The sequence below is a fragment of the Polaromonas sp. CG_9.7 genome (genome assembly GCF_015752205.1).
Classification (GTDB): Bacteria; Pseudomonadota; Gammaproteobacteria; order Burkholderiales; family Burkholderiaceae_C; genus Polaromonas.
This window is the reverse complement of record NZ_JADOVG010000003.1, coordinates 217787-243547: the sequence shown is the minus strand read 5'-3', so window position 1 is coordinate 243547 and position 25761 is coordinate 217787. Positions and strand designations below refer to the sequence as shown.

Below are 25761 nucleotides of genomic sequence, written 5' to 3'. Positions count from 1 at the left end.
CCGCCTGAATGAGCCCATTTCTGCGCCCAACCCCGTGCTGCTTATTCGTTGCTGAAGCGTTTTTACCTGACAGCCAGCTCGTAAAGCAATGCGCAATATTCGTGGGCATGGCCAGAAAAAAGCGTGCTGAATTGGCTGCAACTTGCTACTATTTGTGGTCAACATTTTTTGACACTGACTGGAGACTCTCATGAAACGCATCATTGCCGCTATGGCCCTGGCAAGCTCATCACTGGTTTTTGCCAACAGCTGCCCCACGCACATGAAAGAGATTGACGCCAAGCTTTCAAGCAACCCTGCGGTCGCAGCCGCTGACATGGCAAAGGTCAAAAAGCTTCGCGCTGACGGGGAAACCTTCCACAAGGCGGGCAAGCATGCCGAATCCGAAAAGGCCCTGGGAGAGGCCAAGAAACTTCTCGGCATCTGAATTTCCAGACCGGCACTGACGACTGACCGGCCTGGAGGGGCGCCAGCCGGTCAGGCCGGAATCACCATTTCCCTTTACTGCCAGCACCAGGGCAGCGCACAGCACCAAGGGCCACCACGGTACTTGCAAGACCCTTGTCGAGTGAACGCTTTGCGGCTTCACTACGAACGCCAACACGGTCGACACCACCAGGCCAATTGTCAGCCCGGCCAGCGCGCCAATCACTTTCCAAGTCGCGCCTTCCCGGTCAACTCGCTCAAGATCAGCCAGCGGCTCAGGCCCAATTGGACAGCAGGCCAAACTCCTTGCGCCGCGCCAGCACCTGCGCACTGAAGCTGGCCGCCACGCCGAACAGGCCAATGGCAATCGCCACGCCCTGCAGCCAGTAGGTCACGGCAAAACTGCGGTCAAAAATCTTCAGCGACGTGGTGCGGATCTGGCTAACCGACGCCATTTGCGGCAGCATACCGCCGCTGTTTGGCTGCCAATCGGTCAAGCTGTGGAGATGGTGATGCAGGTAATAGAGCTGCTGGATTTTCCAGCAAAACCTACCTCCATTAAAGACTTCACCATCGGCACAAGCCAAAGCCATCGGTTGAGCCCGCCAAGGTTATAAAAACAATGACAGCATCACGGTTAGCCAGCAACTGGTGTGCCCTGCTCTGACGCGCGACCGCAACACCTTGATCACACGCTAAAAAATCGGTAGCCAGTGGAGGTTTTTAAAAACTTTTCAAGTCGACAACCATCGGGTCAAGTCACCGCTGCAAACACTCGGAACCCAGTGCACGTATCTTTTTGGTGTGATTCGCACCGTGTTCAGACTCGGCCCTCTGAGCATCAAAAACTAGCCCTACCTTGCTCCAAATTTCAGATTTTGCAAAGCAAATATAAAAGTATGTGAGCCAAACTTCCGTAATTTATGAAATTTTTTAAAAACAAAATGAATCATTAAAAACATATTAATCAATTCATTTTCAAATTTATCAATTCATGTTACTGTTCGGAAACATAAATATTGTTTGTTTCTGGATTGAAAAAATGACCTGTTTTACGGGGTCACTCCAACGTCCCGGTTCTCCATATCGCCTGAGCAAGTGCTTCACTAAAGATTGATTAAAAAATTCCGTACTTTTCGTAACGTTATATAGGGTTTGCCCTAAAAAGGAGCATCTGATGAATCGGTCCTACAAATCAATCGGGAATGAATCACTGGGTGCTTGGCTTGCTGCCTTTGAACACTCCAACTTGCGGGGCAGGAAATCAAAAAGCCTGCGCGGACTGATGGCTTGCTCGGTCGTTGCGCTGGCATCTTTTGGACCCATGCAGGCGGCGCAGGCGGCAGGGTTGATCAGCCCTTGTACCGGGGCAAGCTTGCCGAAAAGTGCCGTCATCAATATCCTCAATCCGCTTTTAAATCCACTGGCAACAGCTGTGGATACCTTGACTTTGGGTACGCTTGGATTGAGCAGTATTTATGGCAACCTGGCTGTCGGAAACCCGATTTCCCTGAATGTCCTGGACACGGACGGCAATGTTTTGTCAGCCAATCAGGATTGCAACGTGGTGGGCAATGAATATTCCCTCACCAATCCGGCCGGTGTTGCCATTGGCGGCAACAAAATCACAGGGCTGGGAACGGATGGCGGCACAGCCGCGGTGGCCAGCGAATTGACTGCCGTGGCTCTTGGCAATGGCGCGAACACGGCGACGGGTGCCACCAATGCGGTGGCACTTGGCGAAAATGCCTCTGTGCTTGCCGCCGCGTCCAACTCGGTGGCGCTTGGTGCCAACTCGGTCGCCAATGCGCCCAACACGGTTTCGGTGGGACAGGTCGGCGCCGAGCGCAGGATCGTGAACGTGGAGGCGGGTGTTGCCACCACCGATGCCGCCAATGTCGGGCAGGTCAATGCCATCAGCGCAGTAGCTGGCAACTCGGTGCAGTACGACAACGCAGGCAAGACCAGCGTGACGCTGGGTGGCGCCGGCGCGGTGGCGCCAGTGGCGCTGGGCAATGTGGCTGCAGCCGCGCTGACCAACACCAGCACTGATGCGGTCAATGGTGCGCAGCTGTTTGCCACCAATACCAGTGTGACCAACCTGGACGGGCGCGTGACCACCAATGCGACCAACATCGCTGGCAACACCACGGCCATCACCAACCTGACTGACAACATCACGCAAGGAAAAATTGGCCTGGTGCAACAGGCCGCACCCGGCGCCAACCTGACCATTGGCAGCAGCACCGACGGCGCGGCCATTGATGTGCAGGGAACAGCTGGCCCCCGCCAGATCATCAACGTGGCGGCGGGCGTCAACGCCACCGATGCGGCGAATGTCGGGCAAGTCAATGCCGTCGGCGCGGTGGCAGGCAACTCTGTGCAGTACGACAACGCAGGCAAGACCAGCGTGACACTGGGCGGCGCCAGCGCGCTCGCGCCAGTAGCGCTCGTCAATGTGGCCGCTGGCGCGCTGACAGGCACCAGCACGGACGCGGTCAACGGCGCGCAGCTGTCTGCGACGAATGCCAACGTGACTACCAACACGACGGCCATCAGCAACCTTGATGGCCGTGTGACCACCAACACCGCGAATATCGCAGGCAACACCACCGCCATCAATAATCTGGACAACAAAGTCACCACTATTTCCGGCGACACCAGCACTCAATACACCATGGCAAACGGCAAGGGCATCCGTTACGCGCGCACCAACGAAACAGGCTTGTCTGCAACCGACGCCTACGCCCAGGCGGCCGGTGCGACGGCGGTGGGCTACAACGCCATGGCATCGGCTGAAAATGCCATTGCCGTCGGACATGATGCGCTGGCAAGCGCATCCGATGCGGTCGCCATTGGCCGTGGCGCGGTCGCCAGGGACGGCAAGGCCGTGTCCATCGGCGCGTTAAACACCGCTTCCGGCAACGGCGCGGTCGCCATTGGCGACCCCAATGTGGCCACCGGCGCCGGCGCTGTCGCCATCGGCAAGGACAACACGGCATCGGGCCAGGGCGCAGTTGCCAGCGGCAATGCCAACGTCGCCACAGGCGCCGGGTCGGTCGCCATCGGTGACACCAGCAAGGCCACCGGCCAGGCATCGATTGCCCTGGGCAGCAACGCCGTGGCCAGCGGTGCGTCGTCGGCCGCACTCGGCCAAGCCAGCCAGGCGAGCGCGGCCAACAGCGTGTCGCTGGGCGCTGACGCCATTGCCGTACGAGGCGCTCAGACGGGCTATGCGGCAACCGCCTTGGGCACACCGCAGAATTCTGCCGGTGAAGTTTCTGTGGGACGTGCCGGGAGTGAACGCCAGGTGACCAATGTTGCCCCTGGCAGTGCCGGCACAGACGCGGTGAATGTCAACCAGCTCAACGGCGCCTTGGGAGGCGTCGGCAGTTACCTCAACAATGTGAACAGGCGCATTGACGATGTGGAAAACAAAGCCGACGCGGGCACGGCCGGCGCTATGGCCATGGCCGGCATGCCCCAGGCATACACCCCGGGAAAAAGTATGGTGGCGGCAGGTGCGGCAACCTATCAGGGCCAGACGTCGATTGCAATTGGCGTTTCCCGGCTGTCTGACAACGGCACCTGGGTCTTGAAGGTCAACGGCTCTGCCAACTCACGCGGCAAGGTGGGCATGGCGGTCGGTGCGGGTTATCAGTGGTGAGCAAGAGAACAACCGTGAAGAAGCGCAAAAAATGATTAAAAGATTCAATCTTGCCAAGGTGGCGGTTGCCGCCGTCACGCTGCTGGCCTTGCAGGGGTGCGTTTCCCAACCCGTGAGCCAAGGCCTGACCGATGACGGGCAGGCCACCGAAATCATCTTTCCCGACATCCAGAAAGACGCCACCCTGAAGGAAGGCACCTTTGTAAACCGGACCAACCTGCGCCAGATAGCGCCCGACATGACCAAGAACCAGGTTCACAACCTGCTGGGGGTGCCGCATTTCAGGGAAGGTATGGGAGAAAGTGTCCGCGAATGGGATTACATCTTCAATTTTCGCAATGCTGCCGATTCGGCTTACAGCACATGCCAGTACAAGGTGCTGTTTGACAAGGATCTGAAAACCCGCAATTTCTACTGGCTGCCCGCCTCTTGCGCTGCGGCGCTGAACTCACCGGTCAACTAAAGGAAAGCGCGCTTCTGCGCATAGAGTCGAAACGTTTTAAAGCGGATGCGCGGCAGTTTGCCAGCTGGTGCAGGTTCACGCAAGGTACGGCGAAGGGCGTTTTTCAGGCAGGCCGACGGGTATTTTTACCAATCTTCCTTCACCGCCAGCACCGCATCCCGGCCTGCCGCTGACCGCCCGGCCAGCCAGGCGGTCAGCGTGCCCGCCGCCACCACCGCGGCGCACAGCAACAAAAGCCGCGCCCACGGCACCTGCAAGTCCATGGTCCAGTGAAAGCTTTGCGGGTTCACCACAAACACCAGCACGGTGGACACCGCCAGGCCGAGCGCCAAGCCCGCAAAGGCGCCAATCACCGTCCAGGCCGCGCCTTCGCCGGCCACCACGGTCAGGATTTGCCGCCGTGTCAAGCCCAGGTGAACCAGCAGGCCAAATTCCTTGCGCCGCGCCAGCACCTGCGCACTGAAGCTGGCCGCCACGCCGAACAGGCCAATGGCAATCGCCACGCCCTGCAGCCAGTAGGTCACGGCAAAACTGCGGTCAAAAATCTTCAGCGACGTGGTGCGGATCTGGCTGACCGACGCCATTTCCAGCAATGCGCCGCCGCCCGGCGACTGGGCATCGGCCAGCTGGCGAATGGCCTGTTGCACGTCGGCATCGGGTACGTTGCCGTTCAACCACAGCGCCACGTCGTTGACGCGCCGGTCGCCGCTCAGGCGCTCGAAGTCGCGCTGGGGCATGGCAATCGCGCCAAACTGGCGGGCATAGTCGCGCCACACGCCGGCCACGTAGAATTTTTGATTTGCTATTGAATCAATAGCTGCTTGCGCCCGTCCAGATTGCGCCAGAGCACTAAAAGACTGTGAAAGTGGCAAGAATACGGTGCCTGGCCGGGCGCCATACAGGTCAACCATCGCCTCGCTGACATAAATGCCGATCTGTCCGTCCGGCACCGGCAGCGCCGCGCCGACCATCGGCAGCGAGGTGGCCGGGTCGTCGATGGGCCGGGAAATCAGCGTGACGGCGGGTTTGCCGGCGTCCAGCAGCAAGGGCGTCGAGCGCAGCGTGCTGACGCGCGCCACGCCGGCCAGACCGCCCAGCGACTCGACAAACCCGGGCGAAAAATAAGCCGCATCGCTGGCCGAGGTGCTCAGCGTGGTGCGCACATACAGGTCGGCCGGCAGCACCACGTCGAGCCAGTGCGTGACGGAGTCGCGAAAGCTGGCCACCATCACCGTCAGTGCCACCGCCAGGCTGAGCGACGCCACCACGCCGCTGACGGCAACCGCCGCGCTTTCGCGCACCCGGCGTGCGCGCTCCACCGCCAGCAGCGGCAGCAAGCGGTGCGCCACCCAGGGGCTGAGCCGGTCGTACAGCAGCGTGATCAGCCAGGGCAGCGCCGTGATGCCGCCGACCAGCAACAGCCCGACTGAAAAATAAGCCGCCAGCGGAATGCCGAATACCGGCGGCAGCAGCGCCAGCAGGCCGCCTGCCGCCAGCAAAAGAAGGCTCAGCCAGTGGCTGGAGCCGCCACCGGGCGCCACGCCCAGTCCCTTCAATGTTTGCGCCGGCGGCAGCTTTTGCGCGGCGCGTGCCGGCCACCAGCCGCCTACGCCCGCCGCCACCACGCCAAGCGCGCCGTAGGTCAGCGCCGCGCCGCTGCTCCACTGCAGCGCCGGCGCGACGCCAGAAAAGTAGCCGCCGCCCAGGTCGCCGCCCAGCAGCCGCAGGGCCAGCGCTGCCAGCCCGGTGCCCAGCGCAATGCCGGCCACACTGCCCACCACGCCCAGCGCCAGCGATTCGATCAGCACAATTTGCAGGCACTCGCGTCCGCTCAGGCCCAGCACGCCGAGCAGTGCAAACTGCTGCGCCCGCTTGGCCACGCTGAGCGACAGCACCGAAAAAACCAGAAAGGCGCCGGTAAACAGCGCCACCAGCGCCAGCACCGTGAGGTTGACGCGGTAGGCGCGCGACAGGTTGCTGACCCGTTCGGCGTCATCGCCCGGCGCGCTGGCCGTAATACCGGGCGGCAGCTGCAGCGACTCGGCAAAGCTGCGCATGTCCGTGCCGGTTTTGAGCCGCACGTCAATGCGCGACAGCTGGCCAGCCCGGCCGAACAGGTCTTGCGCTGCACCGATGTCCATCACCGCCAGCGGCCCGCCCCCCGCATTCACGCTGCCCGCGACCAGCACACTGCGCAGCTGAAGGCCGTCTTGCAGTTGCAGCCGGTTGCTGGAAAAGACCTGGCGCGCCGCCGGATTGAGGAACACCGTGGCCGGTAAAAACAGCGCCAGCCGCTCTGCATCTTCAAACGGCACCGGCATCAGCGCCGGGGCAATGGACGCCACGGCCAGGGCATCGACACCGATGATGCGCAGTGCTTGCCGCCGCGTGGTGTCGCTTTTGGCATCCAGCCCGTAGCTGGTGATTTCCAGCACCGGACTGGCCATGGCCACTTGTGGATGGTTGGCGACGCGCTGGTAAAGGCTTTCGTCAAAGCTGCCTTGCACCGCCCGCAATTCCAGGTCGGGCTGGCCATTGACGGCCCGCACCGCTTGCGAAAACTCGCTGAGCGCCGAATTGTTGATGAGGTGAACCGAAAACGCCAGCGCCACGCCCAGCATCACGGCCAGGACGGCAGCGGCATTGCGCCACGGGTGGTGGCGAAGTTCTTGCCAGGAGAAGGTACGGAGCAGGGCGCGCATGCAGCAATTGTGCCTTCCGGAACCGTTAGTTTCTTCCGACCTGCATGTCGCTGACCGTCGGCTATTTTCTGCTGCACACTGATACGCTTCACGGTGCGGTGTGCTGCCTTCGCGGGCCATCGCATTTTGGGCTCTGCCCGCCACTAATGAAAGGCCTGTTTCGCATGCAACTGCCCACTTACGATGATGTGATTGCCGCCTCCACACTGTTGCAAGGCCATGCGCACCGCACGCCGGTGCTCCGTTCTGCGACTGCCGATGCGCGCTGGGGTGCACAGTTCTTTTTTAAATGTGAAAACTTCCAGCGCATGGGTGCTTTCAAGTTTCGCGGCGCCTTCAACGCACTGTCCAGATTCGATGTTGCGCAGCGCCATGCCGGAGCAATTGCTTTTTCGTCGGGAAACCATGCCCAGGCGGTGGCCTTGTCGGCCCGTATTCTCGGCATGCCTGCGGTGATCGTGATGCCGCAGGATGCGCCTGCGGCCAAGCTTGCCGCCACGCGCAGCTATGGCGCCGAGGTGGTGCTGTACGACCGCTTCACCGTAGACCGCGAGGCCCTGACCCGGCAGCTCGCCGCCGAGCGTGGCATGACCTTGATTCCACCCTATGACCACCCCGATGTGATTGCCGGGCAGGGGACGGCAGCGAAGGAATTGTTGGAAGACGTAGGCACGCTGGACTTCCTGTATGTCTGCCTGGGCGGCGGCGGGCTGACCAGCGGCTCGGCGCTGGCTGCGCGCGCAATGGCGCCGCATTGCAAGGTGTATGGCGTCGAGCCGGAGGCTGGCAACGACGGCCAGCAGTCGCTCCGCGCGGGCCGCATTGTGCATATCGAAACACCGAAAACCATAGCCGATGGCGCGCAGACCCAACATCTGGGCCACTACACCTTCGCCATCATCCAGCGGGATGTCGATGACATCGTGACCGTGAGCGATGCGCAACTGGTCGATGCCATGCGCTTTTTCGCCGAGCGCATGAAAATGGTGGTCGAGCCGACCGGCTGCCTGGCCTTTGCCGCCGCCTGCGCTGCGAGCGAAGCAAAAGTGCTACCTCCGGGCGGCCGTGTCGGCGTGATCGTCAGCGGCGGCAATGTCGATCTGGTGCACTACGCCGAACTGTTGTCAAAACACTGAAGCCCTGGCCTGGCGGGTAGCGCCTCAAGGGCAGATACCCTGTGCCGTGAGGTGCAGCACCCGGTCGGCGCGCGCGGCGGCAGCGACTGAATGCGTCACCAGCACCATGGACGCACCCTGTTCGCGGGTTTGCGCCACCAGCGCATCCATCACCTTGGCGGCGGTGGTCGGGTCGAGGTTGCCAGTGGGCTCGTCGGCCAGCAGCAATCCGGGGCGGTGGACCAGCGCCCGTGCAATCGCCACGCGCTGCAGTTGCCCGCCGCTCAGTTGCTGCGGCAGGCGATGGCCCAGGCCTTTCAACCCCACGGCTTCAAGCAGCGCCTCGACGCGTGCGTCGTCAGGCTCGTCCAGCAGCAGCAGCGGCAGGGCGACGTTTTGCGCCACGTCCAGGTGCGGCAGCACATGAAAGGCCTGGAACACAAAGCCGACCTGGCGGCGGCGCAGCAGGGCGCGCTGGTCATCGTTTAGCGTGCCCAGGTCAGCGCCGTTCAGCACGACCGTGCCTTCGTCCCAGCTGTCCAGCCCCGCCATGCAGTTAAGCAGCGTCGATTTGCCTACGCCCGACTCCCCGACGATGGCGACGAATTCACCAGGCGCCACGTCGAGTGATACGTTGCTGAAGACGGCGGCATCGCCGTAGTGCTTGCCCAGCTGGCTGATTTTCAGGCGCATGAAAAGTTGTTCCTGTATACCTTGACGCGTTCCAGCACCTGTTGCAGCGCCGTTGGGTCGTCGCAAGCCACCACTTCGCGCTGCGGCATGGAGCGCAGCCAGGTGATCTGCCGCTTGGCCAGCTGGCGCGTGGCAAAAATGCCCTTGTCGCGCAAGGCGTTGAAGTCTTCTTCGGAAAAATTGTCGCCCAGCCCGTCGGCCTTCAGCGCATCCAGCGCTTCCCACGCCTGGCGGTAACCGACGCAGCGCATGGACGGCAAGTCAGGCATTAAATCTCCCCGGGCGCGCAAGGCCTTGACTTCATCGATGAAGCCAGCGGCCAGCATGGCGTCAAAGCGTTGGGCAATGCGCTGGTGCAGCCAGGCACGGTCTGCTGGTTCAAGGGAAATAAGGGTGTTTGCGCATATTGTGCGGGCGCTGTCAGCTATGTTTTTACTAGCGTTTCGCTGGTGGAAAAACGACAGTGGCTGGCCGGTCAGCCGGAACACTTCCAGCGCCCGCGAAATGCGCTGCGAATCATGCGGCGCCAAGCGCGCGGCGGTGACCGGATCGACCTGTGCCAGTTGCTGGTGCAGTGCCGGCCAGCCCTGGGCGCTGGCTTCAAGCAGCAATGCCGCGCGCACCGCCGGGTCGGCCTTGGGCATGTCGTCGAGGCCGTCGAACAGCGCCTTGAAATACAGCATGGTGCCGCCCACCAGCAGCGGCAGCTTGCCGCGTGCGCTGATGTCTTCGATCAGCCGCTGCGCGTCCTGCACGAATTCAGCCGCGCTGTAAGCCTGCAGCGGATCGCGAATGTCGATCAGGTGATGCGGCACGGCGGCCAGTTCGTGGGCAGCAGGCTTGGCAGTGCCAATGTCCATGCCCCGGTAAACCAGGGCTGAATCGACGCTGATGATCTCGACCGGGTACTGCCGGGCAATGGCCAGCGCGGCAGCGGTTTTGCCTGACGCCGTGGGGCCGGCCAGGCCAATGCAAAAGGTGCGGGAATGTGGCGCGCTGCGCGCCGGTACAAAAGAATCAGGCATGCGCTTGAGGCTACCAGAAAGCCCTGCCAGCGCAGGCGCCCCGGTGTCCGGTTTGGGGTTTAGGGCCGCAGCAACTGGGGCGACACCAAAGGCACGACTGCGCGGGTGGGGCTGGCGCCAAACAGCGTGGCCAGCGCCACGCGGTACTGTTCCTGCCCCAGGGTGTTGGTGCTGTGGTGCGAGCCGCCCTTGACCAGCACAAAAGCCTTGGGCTCGGGAGCCGCGTCATACAGCTTGCGCCCCAGCGCCGGCAGGATCAGCGTGTCGTTCGCGCCATGCACCACCAGCAGCGGCGCGCCCAGGTGGGCAACTTTTTCCAGCGAATCGAAAGGCTGGGTGATCAGGGCGCGCAGTGGCAGCCAGCCCCATTTCATGGTGCTGAGCACATCGGCAATCGAGGTGAATGTGCCTTCGACAATCGTGCCGGCCTCGTCATTGACCTTGGCAGCCAGTTCGATCGCGACCGCGCCGCCCAGGGAATGGCCGAAGATATAGCGCGGCTGCTGCGGGTGCCGGGCGCCCAGCCAGTTCCAGGCAGCGCGCGCATCCTCGTAAGCCATGTTTTCCGATGGCAGGTCGGGCGAGCTTTTGCCAAAACCCCGGTAGTCAATCGCCAGCACCGAAAACCCCAGTTCCTGCATGCGGCGGATGCGCGGTGCCGAGCCTTCGACATTCCAGCGCGCGCCGTGCAGGAACAGCAGCACTGGTGCCTTGGCACCGTTCCAGGCGGCGTGCCCCGGGTCGGCGGGCAGCCACAGGCCGTGCAGCTTGACGGGGTTGCCGGTGGCTTTCGAGTCAAACTTGATCCAGACATCCTGCATGTCCCGCGCCAGCTCGGCGCTGCCGCCCCAGCTGCTGTCACTGGGCTGGAAGATCCAGCCGCGTTGCTTCTGGTCCAGTGCCGTCCCCCCTGCCAGCAGTGCAAAGGCGAACAGCAGAAAAAAAAGGATGGGCCAGCGTTTCATCACTTTATAGAGCGAGCCGCGCTGTAAAAGTTCTCGCGTGCAAGTCTCTACTGGCTGTGGGCTGCCGCCGACTAAGGCAAGAGCGGCCTTTGCACTTGGGTCAAATCGTTGTGCGCCTTGTCCAGGCTGGCCTGTTGAATGGCAATTTTGCGGGTATCTCCTTTAGCCTGCGCCTTGGCCAGCTTTTGCTCGCGCTCTGCAATTTTTTTTGTGGCTCTTTTGATATCGCTTTCACGATCGGCCGCCAGTGAGGCATCAGTGCAGTGGGACTGCGTGGCGCGCAAGGCCCTTTGCATGCCGGCGATCTGGTGTTGCCTGCCCTGTGCCTGCGCTTGGCCCACCTCGAATTCGATGCGTGTGAGTTTGGCGGCGCAGGCAGGCTCTGCGGCCAGCATTGGGGTGGCAGCAAGGACCAGCAGGCTGGCAATAAAAAGTTGTTTCATGGATTTTTCTGCAAAAGAGTGCAAATGGATGCCAGTTGGCAAATAGACGTGCGGGGCAGTGCAATGCACACAGGCATAAAAAAAGGGGCTGTAATGCCCCTTTGGTTTGACTGTCTTCGATGAGTCAGTTTACACCACGCCTTGCGCCAGCATCGCATCGGCCACCTTGACAAAGCCCGCCACGTTGGCGCCATCGACATAGCTGACTGTTCCGTCTTCGCGGCGGCCGTGCTGCAGGCAGGCGCTGTGAATGTCCTGCATGATCTGCAGCAGCCGCGCGTCCACCTCGTCGCGCGACCACGACAGGCGCATGGCGTTTTGGCTCATTTCCAGCCCTGACGTCGCCACGCCGCCGGCATTGCTGGCCTTGCCCGGCGCGTAGAGCACGCCGTTGCTTTCAAACACCCGCACAGCGTCCAGCGTCGAAGGCATGTTCGCGCCTTCTGCCACGCAGAGCAGGCCGTTTTTCACCAGCAATTTGGCGTCGTCGATGTCCAGCTCGTTTTGCGTGGCGCAGGGCAGGGCGACATCGACCGGCACATGCCACGGGCGAACGCCCGCGTGGAAGGCCGCGCCGGTACGCTCGGCGTAGTCGTTGACGCGGCCGTACAGATGGTTCTTGACTTCCATCAGTTCGGCCAGTTTTTCGGTGGTGAAACCGTCTTCGTCGACGATGGTGCCGCTGGAGTCCGACACGGTGATGACCTTGGCGCCCAACGCCATGGCTTTTTCCACTGCGTACTGCGCCACGTTGCCCGAGCCCGACACGCTGACACGCAAGCCGTCCATCGAGCGGCCTTGTTGTTTCAGCATTTCCTGCGCGAAATAAACCGTGCCGTAACCGGTGGCTTCCGGGCGGATCAGCGAGCCGCCAAAGCTCAGGCCCTTGCCCGTGAACACGCAGTCCGAGCGGTTGCTGAGTTTTTTGTACATGCCGGCGATGTAGCCGATTTCTCGTCCGCCCACGCCCATGTCGCCGGCCGGCACGTCGGTGTCGCTGCCGATGTAGCGGAACAACTCGCTGGCAAACGCCTGGCAAAAGCGCATGACTTCCAGCGGGCTCTTGCCCTTGGGGTCAAAGTCCGAGCCGCCCTTGCCGCCGCCCATGGGCAGCGTGGTCAGCGCGTTCTTGAGGGTTTGCTCGAAGGCGAGGAATTTCAGGATCGACAAATTCACCGAAGGATGAAAACGCAGTCCGCCCTTGTAGGGACCGATGGCCGAACTGTGCTGGATGCGGTAGCCGCGGTTGACGCGCACTTGGCCCCGGTCATCAATCCATGAGACGCGGAACATGATGGTGCGCTCCGGCTCGATCAGGCGGTCGAGCAGGCCGTGTTCGGCGTATTTGGGGTGTTTTTCAACATAAGGCCACAGGCTTTCCAGCACTTCGGTCGTAGCCTGCAGAAATTCCGGCTGGCCTGGATTGCAGCCGGCGACATGGCTTAAAAAGCTGTCCAGGGTTTGGTATCTCATCTGTTTTATTCCTTATTTTGGTGCATTGACAATGCGGAAATAACATTCTGCCGGGTAAGCGCCTTGTTTTTCGCTTCTGGCCACACCGACAGACACGAATTGCACCAAACTAAGGCTTTCAATGTCGGCAGAAAACAGGCCAATCTTTGCGCCTATGACGGGTGCTTCACAAACGCCACCTCTAAACTTCAGCCATGACGACCAACGATTTTTCAACCCCTTCCGCCTTTGCCCGCATCCTGGGGCTGGCGGGCCTGCTGCCTTTTCTGGCCGGTGCGGTGGCGCTGGCCGCGCTGGATGCACCTGGTTTGAAGGCTTGGGCGGGGACGGCGTTGGTAGCCTACGCTGCGTTAATTGCCACGTTTCTCGGTGGCATTCATTGGGGGCTGGCAATGCAGGGTGTTCAACCCGTGAATGCGCGGTTGGGCTGGGGCGTTACGCCCAGCCTGCTGGCGTGGGTGGCAGTCATGCTGCCGCCTACCATCGGCCTGCCATGGCTTGCCGCGTTGCTGGTGATCTGCTATGCGGTAGATCGAAGGCTGTATGCCAGCGCAGGATTGTCGGGCTGGCTGGGGCTGCGACTGCAACTCACCTGCGTTGCTACGCTCAGTTGTCTGGTTGGCGCCTGGGCGGCGCGTTGAATCGCTTGACGCCGGGTCGCCGGGCTTTCAGCGCCCGCGTAAAAACAGTCCGTCCAGTTCCTTATGCTGACCTGCCGCCAGGTCGGCCGGCCGTGGTTGCACTGGTCGGAGAGGTCAGTGGCTTCCATCTGGCGCAGCAGGGCGTTCTTTTGTAAGCAACCGGGCAATACACCTTGAATTTGGCAACCTCATAGTGGCAAAGGGGGGGCCTGAGCAGGCTCCCAGTAGTGGGGCAGCAGTTGTGCAATCAGGCTGTTCTTGTGGGTGGGCAACCGGCTGAGCACATTCTTGAGGTAGGCGTACGGGTCATGTCCGCTCAGCCGGGCGCTCTGGATCAGGCTCATGATGGCAGCGGCGCGCCGGCCCGCCCGCAGCGATCCGGCGAACAGCCAGTTTGAGCGGCCTACGGCCACGGGTCGGAGCTGGTTTTCCATCCAGTTGTTGTCGATCGGCAATTGCCTGTCATCCAGGAAACGCATGAGCGCGCCCCAGCGCCTAAAGCTGTAATCGAGTGCCTTGGCCGTGGCTGAGCCGTCCGCGATTTGGCTACGCTGGAGCACCATCCATTGGTAGCGGCTCGATCACCCGCTCCTGTGCGTCATAAGCCTTGTCAGCGATGACTGTCGCGCCTGGCGTGCCCATGAGCAGCACGTCTGCGCCCCATCGCCTCGCATTGCTCAGGCACCTTTTTTTGGCCCCCGCGCTGTGCTGGCGGGCCCTGACGATGGTCGAGTCGATCAAAACGTATTCATTGTCTGCATCTTGGGGTAAAGCTTCAAAAATGCATTGCCATACGCCAGTGCGACTCCAGCGCGAGTGGCGCAAGTGCACGAGCCGAAAGTCGCCAAAGCGCTCGAGCAGATCGTACTACGGGATGCCGGCGCGGCTGCGGTACAGCACAGCCTCAACGAACAGCCGATTGTCCCGGGCAGTCAGACCTACGGTTTCCTCGCGTCCTGGCAGCAAATTCTTGATGCGTTTCCATTGATCATCTCGATGTGCATATCTTTTGGTCATGCCTGTCAAAATAGGGCGAGCAACCGGCTATTCAAGAGCATTGGATTTACTGGCAATTGATGGCAAGCCCTAAAGTCAGGCAGCATTTATTTATTCCGACTTGTTGGCGCAGCAACTGTCAAACATGGTTTTTGCCCGTTTAGCGATCAGCGCTACGTATTCTGGCGACTCACCCTGCAGCAAATTACTTTTGTCAAATTGAGCGGGTATCGATCTGTCTTGTTGACTTATCAGCATGTATGTCAAAAAATCGTCTTTATTTGCTGGGGCGAATGAAGTGCCGATGGATATTCTGGCCATTTGTAATACAGCGCGGGCGTTACCGGACGCAGCAAGCTCTTTCAGGGTGCTGATGACGCCATTTTGTTCGGCTGTGTTGGGTGCCCGGGGCTGGTATTCTTTGTCGAGTTCGTTAAAGTACGCCGCGTTGCGGTTTTCGATTAAATCGATCTTTTGTTCCACGATGTCAATTCGAGCGTCTGCAACGTTCTGTTTAGCTGCCAATTCCAGCAGCATAGGGGCCATATCGAGCTGCGCGGGAGTCAATCCGCTGCAATTCTGACGACGGTGCTGCGCAACGCTGATAAATTGTCGACCTTGTGAATCGTTGTTATTGCTGTCATTGTCATCTGTGGAGTCGTCTGGGTTAGCTGGCGCACACGAAGTCAAACGCTTACTCAGTTCATACGATAATTTGCTATCGCCTGCTCGTGCTTGTAAGAGTAGCTGGTCAAATTGAGTTATTAATTCCAGGCTATTTAGGCTGTTAATTTCATTTTTGAGTTTTTCAGGGATAGGCTGCTGCGTCACTATTTTCACTTCCAGACTTTGCTCGGTCGGTAGTGTTTTTAAATCATTAAATGAATTACTATCTAAAATGGCTTGCGGTTTTGTGTTCTGGTTTGAATCAACGAATTCACTAGCAACTGACCAAAGCAATAAAACAGAGCATGTGGCGATGATAAACTTAGAAGCACTTTCAATATGTTTCATTTTTCAATATGCTTATTAATAAATTATAAATATTTTAAGATGCAGGATAAGTGCTTTTAACTGCGGTATATTTTTGATGGCAGCCTGTTGATATATTTTTTCGAGAGTTACGAATAATATTCCTCTGCATCTTTCTTTGTTAGCTTAGCTTCTTCAGCCAAAAAGCTATACGTAACAATACGTACATTCAGGTTTTTGCGTTGCCTAGAGTTTATTCTCATACATCCTAAGCTTTTCCTGCGATGAGTATCGCGGTGAACTAGATCGAAGTCATTTTTTTCTGTGTACACCCAATCTTTCAGGCTTGGCTAATGGGCAGCGAAAAAAGTGCTGCTTGGAGAAAACGTGTAACTTAGAATCCGCATATAAATAATGGCTTGGGCGTTCTTGCCAGTTGAACCTCAGCAGTTTTTATTTGAGAAATCTCGTACAACGCTTATCTATTGCTTTAAAACAAAATTATGCTAAGTCCGCATAACTCTTCCTCAAGACGCACCAGCCGGTTGGTCTTTCAATAAAGGTGAAGCGGATCAGTTTTAGTGTCAGTACCTTCTATATTTCCAACAAGGAAATGCGCAAGGGCGTTTATCTCTATGAGATGGGTGTCTTGGTGCCCCGGGCGGAGCTGGTCGGGCTGATCCAGTCGCATCCGCCCTCTGGCAAAATTTTCACGCCTCCTCTAGCGTGGAAACCTGCTACAAGTCCATTTCATGCAGCAATGGTTCCCTCTTTCGGACTCCACTGTCAATCAGGCTTTGCACAGCCCGCTGCTTTGTCGTGAGTTTCCGCGGCTCTATCCGGCCGCCCCCCTGAGAGCACCAGTTTGAGAGTTGGCGGCTTGCGCAAAGAAAAATGATTTGGCTCTGTGCAGCTCGGGCGTAATGCGCTTATTAACGCAGGTTGTTTCTTTGTACTAGCGCCCGCGCAAGAACAGCGCGTCCAGGTTTTTGATGCTGACCTGCCGCCACGTCGGCCGGCCGTGGTTGCACTGGTCGGAGCGGTCAGTGGCTTCCATCTGGCGCAGCAGGGCGTTCATTTCTTCAATCGTCAGGTACCGGTTGGCGCGCACCGCGCCGTGGCAGGCCATGGTGCCCAGCAGTTCGTGGTGCGCCCGCTCGACCACGGTGCTGGCTTCCATCTGCGCCAGTTCGGCGAGCACGCTTCTTGCCAGTTCCACTGCATCGCCGGTTGCCAGGCTTGTCGGCACCGCCCGTACCGCCAGCGTTTTGGGTGAAAACGGCGTGATTTCCAGACCCAGCAGGGCCAGTGTGTCGCTGCAGGCCTCGGCGGTCGCCACTTCATGCGGCGTGGCGGCAAACGTTGCCGGAATCAGCAAGGGCTGGCTGGCGATGCGCGAGGCTTCAAACTGGCTTTTCAGCCGTTCATAGACGATGCGCTCGTGGGCCGCATGCATGTCAACAACGATCAGGCCCTGGCTGTTTTCGGCCAGGATGTAAATGCCCCGCAACTGCGCTAAAGCGCGGCCCAGCGGCCAGTCGCCGTGGGGCAGGGCGACCTCTTGCGGCGGACTGGATGGCTGGGGTTCGGGCGTGGCAGCGAAGGAGCTGTTGAGTGGACGGTCAGGCGCAGCGGGTGTGAGCGTGCCGGGCGGCACCGGCCACAGCGCTTCGAAGTCCGAAACGCGATTTCCGTCGTTTGCTCCGAATTTAATAGCTGGCTGCGCCCATCCCTGTTGCGCAAAAGCCTGTTTTGGATTCAAACTGAAATTCAGCGAGGGTTGGGGGGTGGCCTCGGCGGGCGTGGCGTTTGCGCTGGCTACGCCGGCGCGGGGCGCAGCCAAGGCGTCCTGCACGCCATGGCGCATTGCCTGGTGCACTTCACGGCTGTCGCGAAAACGCACCTCTATCTTGGTCGGGTGGACGTTCACATCGACCCGCGCCGGGTCGATCTCGACATACAGCGCATACACCGGCTGGCGGTGGCCGTGCAGTACGTCCTCGTAGGCGCTGCGGGCGGCATGCGCCAGCACCTTGTCGCGCACAAAACGGCCGTTGACATAGGCAAACTGCTGGTCGGCGCGTGAGCGGGCGGCGTCTGGAATGCCAGCCCGACCCCAAACGCGCACCGCTGGCTGGCCATTGGCCCGCAGCGCGCTGCTTTCGTAATGCACTGTCACCGACTGCCGGGCGAATTCGGCGCCCAGCACATCGGCCAGGCGCTGGGTGTGGGCTTCAAAACCGTCGGTGCCCTTTGGCCCTACGCAGGCGCGCCATTGCTCGACCAGTTTGCCTTCGTGCCAGATCGCAAAGCCGACATCGGGCCGCACCAGGGCATGGCGGCGTACGGCTTCAATACAGTGCGCCAGCTCGGTGGCGTCGGTTTTCAGGAACTTGCGCCGCGCCGGCGTGGCATAGAACAACTCGCGCACCTCGACGCTGGTGCCGAGCGCACGTGGCGCTGGCTTGAGTTCGCCAGTGCGGCCGTCAAGCTGCCAGGCGTGTTCGGTGTCCGGCGTGCGCGAGATCAGGCTCATGTCGGCAATCGAATTGATCGCCGCCAGCGCCTCGCCCCGAAAACCCATGGTCCCGACGGCTTCCAGGTCTTGTAGCGACGCGATCTTGCTGGTGGCATGGCGGCGCAGCGCCACAGGCAGTTCTTCCCGGGCAATGCCCAGGCCGTCGTCTTCCACCAGAATCAGCCGCACGCCACCCGCAGACAGGCGCACCGTGACCTGCGTCGCTCCGGCGTCCAGCGCGTTGTCGAGCAGTTCGCGCACCACCGAAGCCGGTCGTTCCACCACCTCGCCAGCGGCGATCTGGCTGATCAGTTCATCGGGAAGGTCACGGATGGGTCGGCGCGCGGCCAGGTCTTTAAGCGTCATGAAGCGCCAATTCTAGGCGCAGCCCAAGCTTGCATGGCCGTTCTGCCGAGGCTGAGGCCCTTAGGCGGTGTCTCGTGGAACCCTCGTCAAGAAGCGTACATAAGAGGAACATGAACGCCAACCAATGCAAACAAGTCTGATCAAAAAGCTAAATCCCTGAAGCTGTTTTTCAGAATGTCGCGCTAGTTTGTGTAGGACGGCTCTGGCCTGCGCCGCATGGCAATGTGGGCATCGAGAAAAACGGCTTGCTGACCTGTCAAAATCCTGCCCATGGAACTAGCTGCCTTTCTCATCGATTTCATCCTGCATGTCGACAAGCATCTCGAAACCTTCGTGGCCAGCTATGGCCTGTGGGTTTATGCGCTGCTTTTCCTGATCATTTTTGTCGAGACCGGCGTGGTCGTGATGCCGTTCTTGCCCGGCGATTCACTGCTGTTTGTGGTGGGCGCAATGTGCGGCGTCGGCCTGATGAGCTATCCGCTGGCCGTGGGCCTGTTGTTTGTCGCGGCGGTGCTGGGCGACCAGTGCAATTATTCGATTGGCCGGTACATCGGGCCCAAGGTGTTCCAATGGGAAGACTCGCGCTTTTTCAACAAGAGGGCGTTCAACCAGGCGCATGCGTTTTACGAGCGCTATGGCGGCGTGACCATCATCGCGGCGCGCTTCATGCCATTTTTACGCACCTTCGCGCCCTTTGTTGCCGGTATTTCGCACATGAGCCGCGGCAAGTTCTCACTGTTCAACGTCGTCGGCGCGGCCTTGTGGGTCGGCGGCATCGTCACGGCTGGCTATGCCTTTGGCAACGTGCCTTTTGTCAAGACGCACCTGGACAAGATCATCTGGGCCATGATTCTGGTGCCTGGCCTGTTCGTGCTCTTCGGTGCCTGGCGGGCACGGCGCCAGGCTGGCCGCGCGCCGGTGCAGTCTTGAGCACTGCGCGACTTTCCAGTCACCACTGGTATTGGCAGGCAGCAGACAATTCATCGCTTCGCACGCTGTTCACGGACGTTCGCGCTGCTGGCCGAAGACATCATGGCGGTGCGGACTACAGTGCTGATCTCGGTTCCGCGCATCCATGAGCGGGAGTTCGGCAAATTGCAGGAATCGCTGGCTGGCTCGGCCTTGAAGTTGCGCCTTTTCCAGGCCGCGCAGGCCGTCGGCTGGCGGCGTTTTTGCAAGGTGCAACAGGTGACGCTGGCCGACGGCAAAGGCAGCGCCTGGCCGCTTCGCTGGGGCTGGATGCCCAAGCCGACGCCAGCCTGAACCTGCCAGCCGTCCGCCGTGCGGCGCTGGACCGTGTGGCCACCCAGACACGGGACTTTGCGCTACGCCACACCCCGCGCAATCTTCCTGACGAGAGCGCCCTGGACGCTGGAAAATGCTTTGATGACGCTTACTCTTAAGCGCAAGCGAAAAAACCTGACGGCGCACCATGCCACCGAGATGGAGTCGATGTGCCCCCCTGAAAGGGGACACGGAAAGGCAGGCAGATAAACCTTTTTGGAATTACCCGTGCTTGCGGAGAAGCTTGAGCAAAAAAAGACGACTCACTGACATAGATCAGGAATCGTCTTTTTTGCTCGAGTCGCTTGGACTGCAAGCTGTTTTTGCAGCGTTACCCGAACGGGTCAGCGCTGTACTGGATTCGAAAGTCTTATTTGCGCTTGCCGACCTCATTGCCGATCAACGCACCGGCAGCCGCGCCGCCAACGGTTCCGAGAGTGCCGCCAAAGACGGCATTTCCGGCTACACCGCCCAAGACTGCGCCTGCGCCCGTGCCGATTTGTGCATTGGTGGGGTTGGTTCCACAGCCAGTCAGGGCAATCAGGGAGACGGCAGCGGCTGAGATTAAGATTTTCTTGATCATGGTTTTCACCTTTTATATTTGGATTCAGGCTGATTCACCGGGTTTTTTCGCATCGTCACATCCCGGCGCAGCCTGTGCATTGAGTTTATTCCATGCATCCAAGCCGAACTGTAGGAAGAAGCCGCCGGCCCGTGTCGTATGTAAGGTCTTCAAGCAAGTCAGCCTGTTTTTACAGGGCGCGGTTGCGCGCCAGCGGAGGATTCTTGGCAAAGTAGCGTGAAATGCCCCTCATAAGCGCATCGGCCAGCTCGATCTGGTAACTTTCGCTGCGCAACCGGACTTCTTCGGCCGGGTTGCTGATGAAAGCAGTCTCGACCAGGACACTTGGAATATCAGGCGCCTTCAGTACGGCGAAGCTGGCCTGCTCGACCCGGGGCTTGTGCAGCTTGCCGACGTTGCCGATCTCGCCCAGCATGGCGCTGCCCAGCTTCATGCTGTCGTTGATCTGCGCTGTTGTGCTCATGTCGAACATGGCCCGCATCACCTGTGCATCCTTGGCCTTGACATTGATGCCGCCCACCAGGTCGGCCGAGTTTTCCTTGTTGGCAATCCAGCGCGCTGCGCTGCTTGAGGCGCCTTTTTCGCTCAGTGCAAAGACGCTGGCGCCCTGCGGTGTTTCGGTAAAAAAAGCGTCGGCATGCAGGCTGATGAACAAGTCGGCCTTCACGCTGCGCGCCTTTTGTACACGGACATGCAAGGGCACGAAAAAATCAGCATCGCGCGTCAGGTAGGCGCGCATGTTGGGCTGCTGGTTGATGCGGTCGCGCAGGCGGTGCGCAATTTGCAGCACCACGTCTTTCTCACGCGTGCCGCCCGGGCCAATGGCGCCGGGGTCTTCGCCGCCATGACCGGGGTCGAGGGCGACGATGACCAGGCGGTCGGTCTTGTTTTCAAAATCGGGCGCGGTGTCACCCCTTGAAAAAGGTGTGGCGTCGGCCTGTGGCCTGATGGCGGGCGGCTCCACGGACGCGACCACCGGGGGCCTGACGGGGGCCGCCGGCCGCACGGCGTTGCCTGCAACACTGGTTGTCGGCGCGGCAGGCGCTACTACGGAAGGCGCGGAGGCGGCCTTGCCCGATTGCTGCGCCATCAGATTGCCCAGCGGGTCGTTGGCCTGTGCGGCAGCCTTGCCCGGTGGAGTCAGTGGCGCGGTGTTGACAGGTGCGGCAGCCACGGAGGCGGCTGGCGCGGCTGGCTTGACCGGGTCAGACAGACGTTCGGCGATCAGCGCTTCGAGCGGGTCCACCGGCTGCGCCGGGTACAGGTCCAGCACCAGCCGGTGCTGGTAGGCGGCTACGGGTGCCAGGCTGAAGACCTGCGGAAGTATCTGTTTTTTAAGGTCCATGACCAGCCGCACCACGCCGGGCGCATTCTGGCCAACGCGAATGCCCGAGATGTTCGGGTCGTCTGACTTGACCTTGGCGACCAGCTCGCGCAGCGCCGGAATCAGGTCGATGCCTTCAATGTCCACCGCCAGCCTGGGTGGCTCGTCAATGAAGAACTGGCGTGCCTTGATCTCGGTGTCGGACTCGATGGTCAGGCGGGTGTAGTCTTTCGACGGCCAGACGCGCACTGCGACGATCGAGGCGCCCCGGGCGATGTGCTGGGTGCCCAGCAACAGCACGATGCCACCCATTTGCAGCGCATGGCGGCGACTCGGACCTGCGGAGAATTTTTTCTTGTTGTTCATGCGAGTAACTCCGCCCCCGTGGGGGTATGGGCCGTCAGGGTAATGCGCCGCGATTCGTCGGGCTGCATCTCGATGGCAATCACCAGGTCGGGCCGGGGCAAATGATTTCCGGCCTTTTCCGGCCACTCGACCAGCTTGAGCCCGGGACTGGCGAATGTCTCCCGGAACCCGGCTTCTTCCCACTCATGGGGGTCATTGAAACGGTAAAAGTCAAAATGCCAGATTGACAATTCCAGATTGTGGCCCGAGTCAAGGCTTGATGCCTTCAATGTGTAAGGTTCTACAACCGCATAAGTGGGGCTTTTGATGCGCCCCTGCACGCCCAGACTGACGAGCAGGTGACGCACAAACGTCGTCTTGCCGGCACCCAGGTCGCCGTGCAGTTCAATCAGCGCCTGGCGAATTGCCGGCTTGGCGGCCAGCGCCTGAGCAAGGGATTGCGTTGCCGCCTCGTCTGGCCAGGTGATGTTTTTTACAATCAGCGGATGCCGACCTGCAATCAGTGGAACAGTCATCAATTCGTTTCTCAAATTCAAACCTGGGGGCGCGAGCTTGGATTTTCGCAAATCGGCATTGCGGATGTTGACTTGTCGTCAGCCGAAGCCGGATTATCGGCCTGGCTGGCTGCCGGATTTCATGGCAGCATGCATTACATGGCATCCCATGGCCTTAAAAGAGCGCGTCCTGCCGAATTGGTTCCGGGAACAGTCAGTGTAATCACTGCGCGAATGGACTACTTGCCAGCTGCCACCCCGCGCCAGCCCGGCCAATGGCAGGCGATGGAACTCAACCGGCTGCAGCGGCCGGGCGAAGGCATTGTCTCGGTCTATGCGCGGGGACGCGACTACCACAAGGTATTGCGCAGCCGGCTGCAAAAGCTGGCCGAGCGCATCGGCGAGCAGATGGGCCCTTTTGGCCACCGCGCCTTCACCGACTCGGCGCCGGTGCTCGAAGCCGAACTGGCGTCGCGCAGCGGCCAGGGATGGCGCGGCAAGCACACGCTGCTGCTGAACCGCGAAGCGGGCTCAATGTTTTTTCTCGGAGAAATCTATGTCGACATTGCCCTGCCGCCCAGCGCGCCGGTTACGTCCCATTGCGGCAGCTGCCAGGCGTGCATCGACATCTGCCCTACGCAGGCCATCATTGCGCCCGGCAAGCTCGATGCGCGGCGTTGCATTTCTTACCTGACCATAGAACACGCCGGCCCGATTCCGTTGGAACTTCGCCACTTGGTGGGCAACCGCATCTACGGCTGCGACGACTGCCAGCTGGCGTGCCCCTGGAACAAGTTTGCCCAGCGCAGCAGCTTGAGCGATTTCGACGAACGCCAGGGCTTGACAGGGCAGCAGCTCGTCACGCTGTTCGGCTGGAGCGAAGACGCTTTCCTGCGCCTGACCGAAGGCAGTCCGATTCGCCGCATCGGGCATGAACGCTGGCTGCGCAACATCGCGCTGGCGATGGGCAATGCTTTGAGGGGTGGCAGGGTCAGTTCGGCGGACCAGGCCAGCCTGCGCACCAGCCTGCAGGGCCGCGCCGATCACCCGAGCGACGTGGTGCGCGAGCAGGTGGCCTGGGCGTTGGGCCAATGAGTCTGCTGAAACGCCGAATAATGATAGAAAATGACGTTAGCGCAAATCAGGTATTTGTTTCTAGCTATTAAATTAATAGCGGCGAGTGTGTCTCACCCGCTAAGCTCAGTTCAGCTCAGTTCAGTTCAGCAAGCCCAGCGCGAACGGCAAGCTTGCCACACCCAGCAGCGTGGACAGCGTGACAAGGCCGGCGATGTAGCCGCCGTTGTAGCCCATGCGCGCCGCCAGCACATACGCGCTGGACGCGGTCGGCAGGCCGGAAAACGCCAGCAAAATGGTGCTTTGCACAGTGTCCAGGCCAAATGCCCGGGCCAGTCCCAGCGCCACCAGTGGCATCAGGCAATGCCTGATCGACAGCACTGCCACCGACAGGGTTTTGGCCTGTGACAGGTGGCCCAACTGCATGCCGGCGCCTGCCGTCATCAGGCCCAGCACAATGGCCGAGGCACCGAGGCGCGACAGCGTCGGCACCGACCAGTCAGGCAGGCTGAAACCCAGCAGATTTGCCGCCAGGCCCGCGGCCGTGGCCAGGATCAGCGGATTGCGTACCAGTTCACGCAAAAAGCCGCTCCCCGAATGGCGCGCCATTGGCCACACCGCCGCCATGTTGAGCAAGGGCACGCTCACGCCGATCAGTACGGCAATGAGCTGCAGCCCATGGCTGCCCGCCAGACGCTCGGCCAGTGCCAGGCCGATGAAGGAGTTAAAGCGAAAAGCCACCTGGGCGCTGGCGGCATGCTCGCGGAGGTCGATATGCTGGCGCAATCCGGGTATGTAAGGCAGGCTATAGACCAGAACAACGCCGGCCAGCCCCAGCGCCAAGCCAGCGCCAATCAGGTTGGATGTCGCCGCCAGGTCCAGCGGGCTTTTCACTATGGACTGAAACAGCAGCAGCGGAAACAAAAAATAATAAACCAGGCTTTCCACCGGACCCCATACCGTGCGATCAAGCGGCGTGTGGCGGCACAGCAGGTAACCGCACAAGATGAGTGAAAAGTCGGGCAGAAGCAGTTGGGCGTAAATCACCGGGCGAAGAATAACCGCAATCATGGGGTTTGCCCTTATGTGTATTCCACAGGTGCCTGCGCCCACGGCAGCGTTTACGATGCAGCACTGTCTTCTTCCAAGGAACTGATCATGAAACGTCGCTGTCTGCTGGCTTTTTCTGCACTTGCCCTGAGCGCTGCCTCGGGCGCCGTGCTGGCCCAGGGTTATCCGAGCAAGGTCATCAAGCTGCAGATTCCGTTCGCGCCTGGCGGCACGACCGACATCATCGGCCGGGTCATGGCCGAGCCATTGGGCAAGGCGCTGGGCCAAGTGGTGATAGTTGAAAACAAGTCCGGCGGCGGCGGCGTGATCGGTGCCACCGAAACTGCGCGTGCAGTGCCCGACGGCTATTCGCTGGGCATTGCCACGGTGTCCACCACCGCCGCCAACCCAGCCATCAACCCGAAAATCCCCTACAACCCGCTGACCGACTTCACGCCGATCATCAACATTGCCGCCACGCCCAACATCATTGCTGTGCATCCGAGCTTTCCGGCGCGCAACTACAAGGAATTCATTGCCGAGCTGAAGAAAAATCCGGGCAAATACTCGTTTGCCTCGTCCGGCACCGGCTCGATTGCCCACCTGCAGATGGAGCTCTACAAAAACCTGAGCGGCACCTTCATCACGCACATTCCCTACCGCGGCTCGGGTCCGGCACTCAATGACACGGTGGCAGGCCAGGTGCTGATCATTTTTGACAACCTGCCTTCAACCTTGCCGTTTGCCCTGCAAAAGCGGCTGATTCCCATCGTCGTGGCCGCGCCGCAGCGGCTGGCGGCCCTGCCGGATGTGCCGACCTTCAAGGAAGTCGGGCTGGAGCCGGTCAACCGCATGGCGTATTACGGCATCATCGGCCCCAAGGACCTGCCCAAAGAGGTCGTGGACAAGGTCAACGCCGGCGTGAAAAAGGCGCTCGAAGACCCGGCAGTCCGCAAGCGCATCGAGGACACCGGTTCGCTGATCGTGGCCAACACGCCCGAGCAGTTCGCCGCCCAGATCAAGGCCGAGTACGACGTGTATAAAAAAGTGGTCGAAACCTCGAACCTCAAGCTGGAATAAATCGCTTTGGCCGCCGAAACAAGCGGCTGCCTCACTGCTTG

22 protein-coding genes and 3 pseudogenes are annotated in these 25761 nt (G+C 60.3%); 9 read left to right on the top strand and 16 right to left on the bottom strand.

Annotated elements, in window-relative coordinates:
- Positions 1-190: 190 nt before the first annotated feature.
- Positions 191-427 (top strand): hypothetical protein, encoded by a 237-nt coding sequence (locus IWX87_RS04985; RefSeq protein ID WP_196862408.1) that lies wholly within the window; start codon positions 191-193, stop codon positions 425-427.
- 78 nt (positions 428-505) lie between these two features.
- On the opposite strand, the pseudogene IWX87_RS19570 reads toward IWX87_RS04985, so the two are convergent.
- Together IWX87_RS19570 and IWX87_RS04975 are read right to left on the bottom strand one after the other, a co-directional pair.
- Positions 506-884, bottom strand: a pseudogene (locus IWX87_RS19570) (FtsX-like permease family protein); the annotation flags it as partial.
- 730 nt (positions 885-1614) lie between these two features.
- On the bottom strand, positions 1615-1821 hold the full coding sequence (locus tag IWX87_RS04975; RefSeq protein WP_196862406.1) for a hypothetical protein: 207 nt from the start codon (positions 1819-1821) through the stop codon (positions 1615-1617).
- 40 nt (positions 1822-1861) lie between these two features.
- Between IWX87_RS04975 and IWX87_RS04970 the strand changes: the two genes are divergently transcribed.
- Both IWX87_RS04970 and IWX87_RS04965 read left to right on the top strand, forming a co-directional pair.
- On the top strand, positions 1862-4093 hold the full coding sequence (locus IWX87_RS04970; RefSeq protein ID WP_196862405.1) for a YadA family autotransporter adhesin: 2232 nt from the start codon (positions 1862-1864) through the stop codon (positions 4091-4093).
- A gap of 31 nt (positions 4094-4124) precedes the next feature.
- Positions 4125-4556 carry an outer membrane protein assembly factor BamE gene (locus IWX87_RS04965; protein WP_196862404.1) on the top strand — a complete coding sequence of 144 codons (432 nt, stop codon included), beginning with the start codon at positions 4125-4127 and terminating at the stop codon, positions 4554-4556.
- A 125-nt stretch (positions 4557-4681) separates the two neighbouring features.
- Here IWX87_RS04965 and IWX87_RS04960 read toward each other — a convergent pair whose 3' ends face one another.
- Positions 4682-7258: an FtsX-like permease family protein gene (locus IWX87_RS04960; RefSeq protein WP_196862403.1), complete on the bottom strand. Its 2577-nt coding sequence runs from the start codon at positions 7256-7258 to the stop codon at positions 4682-4684.
- A 164-nt stretch (positions 7259-7422) separates the two neighbouring features.
- Between IWX87_RS04960 and IWX87_RS04955 the strand changes: the two genes are divergently transcribed.
- Positions 7423-8394 carry a threo-3-hydroxy-L-aspartate ammonia-lyase gene (locus tag IWX87_RS04955; protein ID WP_196862402.1) on the top strand — a complete coding sequence of 324 codons (972 nt, stop codon included), beginning with the start codon at positions 7423-7425 and terminating at the stop codon, positions 8392-8394.
- Between the two features lie 24 nt (positions 8395-8418).
- Here IWX87_RS04955 and IWX87_RS04950 read toward each other — a convergent pair whose 3' ends face one another.
- The 5 genes from IWX87_RS04950 to gdhA form a co-directional block, all read right to left on the bottom strand.
- Positions 8419-9066, bottom strand: coding sequence for an ABC transporter ATP-binding protein (locus IWX87_RS04950; RefSeq protein ID WP_196862401.1), 648 nt, complete (start codon positions 9064-9066; stop codon positions 8419-8421).
- Positions 9057-10091, bottom strand: coding sequence for a tRNA (adenosine(37)-N6)-dimethylallyltransferase MiaA (miaA, locus tag IWX87_RS04945; protein ID WP_196862400.1), 1035 nt, complete (start codon positions 10089-10091; stop codon positions 9057-9059). Before miaA ends, IWX87_RS04950 begins: the two co-directional genes overlap by 10 nt.
- 59 nt (positions 10092-10150) lie before the next feature.
- Positions 10151-11056, bottom strand: a complete 906-nt coding sequence (locus tag IWX87_RS04940; protein ID WP_196862399.1) for an alpha/beta hydrolase — start codon at positions 11054-11056, stop codon at positions 10151-10153.
- Between the two features lie 71 nt (positions 11057-11127).
- On the bottom strand, positions 11128-11499 hold the full coding sequence (locus IWX87_RS04935; protein WP_196862398.1) for a DUF1090 domain-containing protein: 372 nt from the start codon (positions 11497-11499) through the stop codon (positions 11128-11130).
- Between the two features lie 129 nt (positions 11500-11628).
- The gene (gene gdhA, locus IWX87_RS04930; protein WP_196862397.1) at positions 11629-12972 is read right to left on the bottom strand and encodes an NADP-specific glutamate dehydrogenase; all 1344 of its coding nucleotides are present in this window, start codon (positions 12970-12972) and stop codon (positions 11629-11631) included.
- A gap of 194 nt (positions 12973-13166) precedes the next feature.
- Here gdhA and IWX87_RS04925 point away from each other — a divergent pair, with 194 nt between their 5' ends.
- Positions 13167-13613, top strand: coding sequence for a DUF3429 domain-containing protein (locus tag IWX87_RS04925; protein WP_196862396.1), 447 nt, complete (start codon positions 13167-13169; stop codon positions 13611-13613).
- Between the two features lie 188 nt (positions 13614-13801).
- Here the strand turns inward: IWX87_RS04925 and IWX87_RS04920 are convergent.
- From IWX87_RS04920 to mutL, 4 genes and pseudogenes are all read right to left on the bottom strand, one after another.
- A pseudogene (locus tag IWX87_RS04920) lies at positions 13802-14185 on the bottom strand (transposase); the annotation flags it as partial.
- Positions 14184-14630 (bottom strand): annotated as a pseudogene (locus tag IWX87_RS19565) (transposase); the annotation flags it as partial. The pseudogenes IWX87_RS04920 and IWX87_RS19565, both read right to left, overlap by 2 nt.
- A 90-nt stretch (positions 14631-14720) precedes the next feature.
- Positions 14721-15623 (bottom strand): hypothetical protein, encoded by a 903-nt coding sequence (locus tag IWX87_RS04910; protein WP_196862394.1) that lies wholly within the window; start codon positions 15621-15623, stop codon positions 14721-14723.
- 913 nt (positions 15624-16536) lie between these two features.
- Positions 16537-18465, bottom strand: coding sequence for a DNA mismatch repair endonuclease MutL (mutL, locus tag IWX87_RS04905; protein ID WP_196862393.1), 1929 nt, complete (start codon positions 18463-18465; stop codon positions 16537-16539).
- Positions 18466-18735: 270 nt separating this feature from the next.
- On the opposite strand from mutL, the gene IWX87_RS04900 reads away from it, so the two are divergent.
- Both IWX87_RS04900 and IWX87_RS04895 read left to right on the top strand, forming a co-directional pair.
- Positions 18736-19395 (top strand): DedA family protein, encoded by a 660-nt coding sequence (locus IWX87_RS04900; RefSeq protein ID WP_196862392.1) that lies wholly within the window; start codon positions 18736-18738, stop codon positions 19393-19395.
- Between the two features lie 102 nt (positions 19396-19497).
- The gene (locus IWX87_RS04895) at positions 19498-19728 is read left to right on the top strand and encodes a hypothetical protein (protein WP_196862391.1); all 231 of its coding nucleotides are present in this window, start codon (positions 19498-19500) and stop codon (positions 19726-19728) included.
- A gap of 391 nt (positions 19729-20119) precedes the next feature.
- Here IWX87_RS04895 and IWX87_RS04890 read toward each other — a convergent pair whose 3' ends face one another.
- The 3 genes from IWX87_RS04890 to tsaE all read right to left on the bottom strand — a co-directional run bounded on the left by IWX87_RS04890 (position 20120) and on the right by tsaE (position 22537).
- A complete protein-coding gene (locus tag IWX87_RS04890; RefSeq protein ID WP_196862460.1) occupies positions 20120-20332 on the bottom strand; it encodes a glycine zipper 2TM domain-containing protein in 213 nt (70 codons plus the stop codon).
- Between the two features lie 169 nt (positions 20333-20501).
- Positions 20502-22022, bottom strand: a complete 1521-nt coding sequence (locus IWX87_RS04885; protein ID WP_196862390.1) for an N-acetylmuramoyl-L-alanine amidase — start codon at positions 22020-22022, stop codon at positions 20502-20504.
- A complete protein-coding gene (gene tsaE, locus IWX87_RS04880) occupies positions 22019-22537 on the bottom strand; it encodes a tRNA (adenosine(37)-N6)-threonylcarbamoyltransferase complex ATPase subunit type 1 TsaE (RefSeq protein ID WP_196862389.1) in 519 nt (172 codons plus the stop codon). The genes IWX87_RS04885 and tsaE overlap by 4 nt, the downstream gene beginning before the upstream one ends.
- Between tsaE and queG the strand changes: the two genes are divergently transcribed.
- Positions 22508-23611 carry a tRNA epoxyqueuosine(34) reductase QueG gene (gene queG, locus IWX87_RS04875; protein WP_196862388.1) on the top strand — a complete coding sequence of 368 codons (1104 nt, stop codon included), beginning with the start codon at positions 22508-22510 and terminating at the stop codon, positions 23609-23611. The two genes, tsaE and queG, sit on opposite strands and share 30 nt — an antisense overlap.
- 120 nt (positions 23612-23731) lie before the next feature.
- On the opposite strand, the gene IWX87_RS04870 is transcribed toward queG, so the two are convergent.
- Positions 23732-24661, bottom strand: a complete 930-nt coding sequence (locus IWX87_RS04870) for an AEC family transporter (protein ID WP_196862387.1) — start codon at positions 24659-24661, stop codon at positions 23732-23734.
- 87 nt (positions 24662-24748) lie between these two features.
- Between IWX87_RS04870 and IWX87_RS04865 the strand changes: the two genes are divergently transcribed.
- A complete protein-coding gene (locus tag IWX87_RS04865; RefSeq protein WP_196862386.1) occupies positions 24749-25720 on the top strand; it encodes a tripartite tricarboxylate transporter substrate binding protein BugE in 972 nt (323 codons plus the stop codon).
- The last annotated feature ends 41 nt before the right edge of the window (positions 25721-25761 follow it).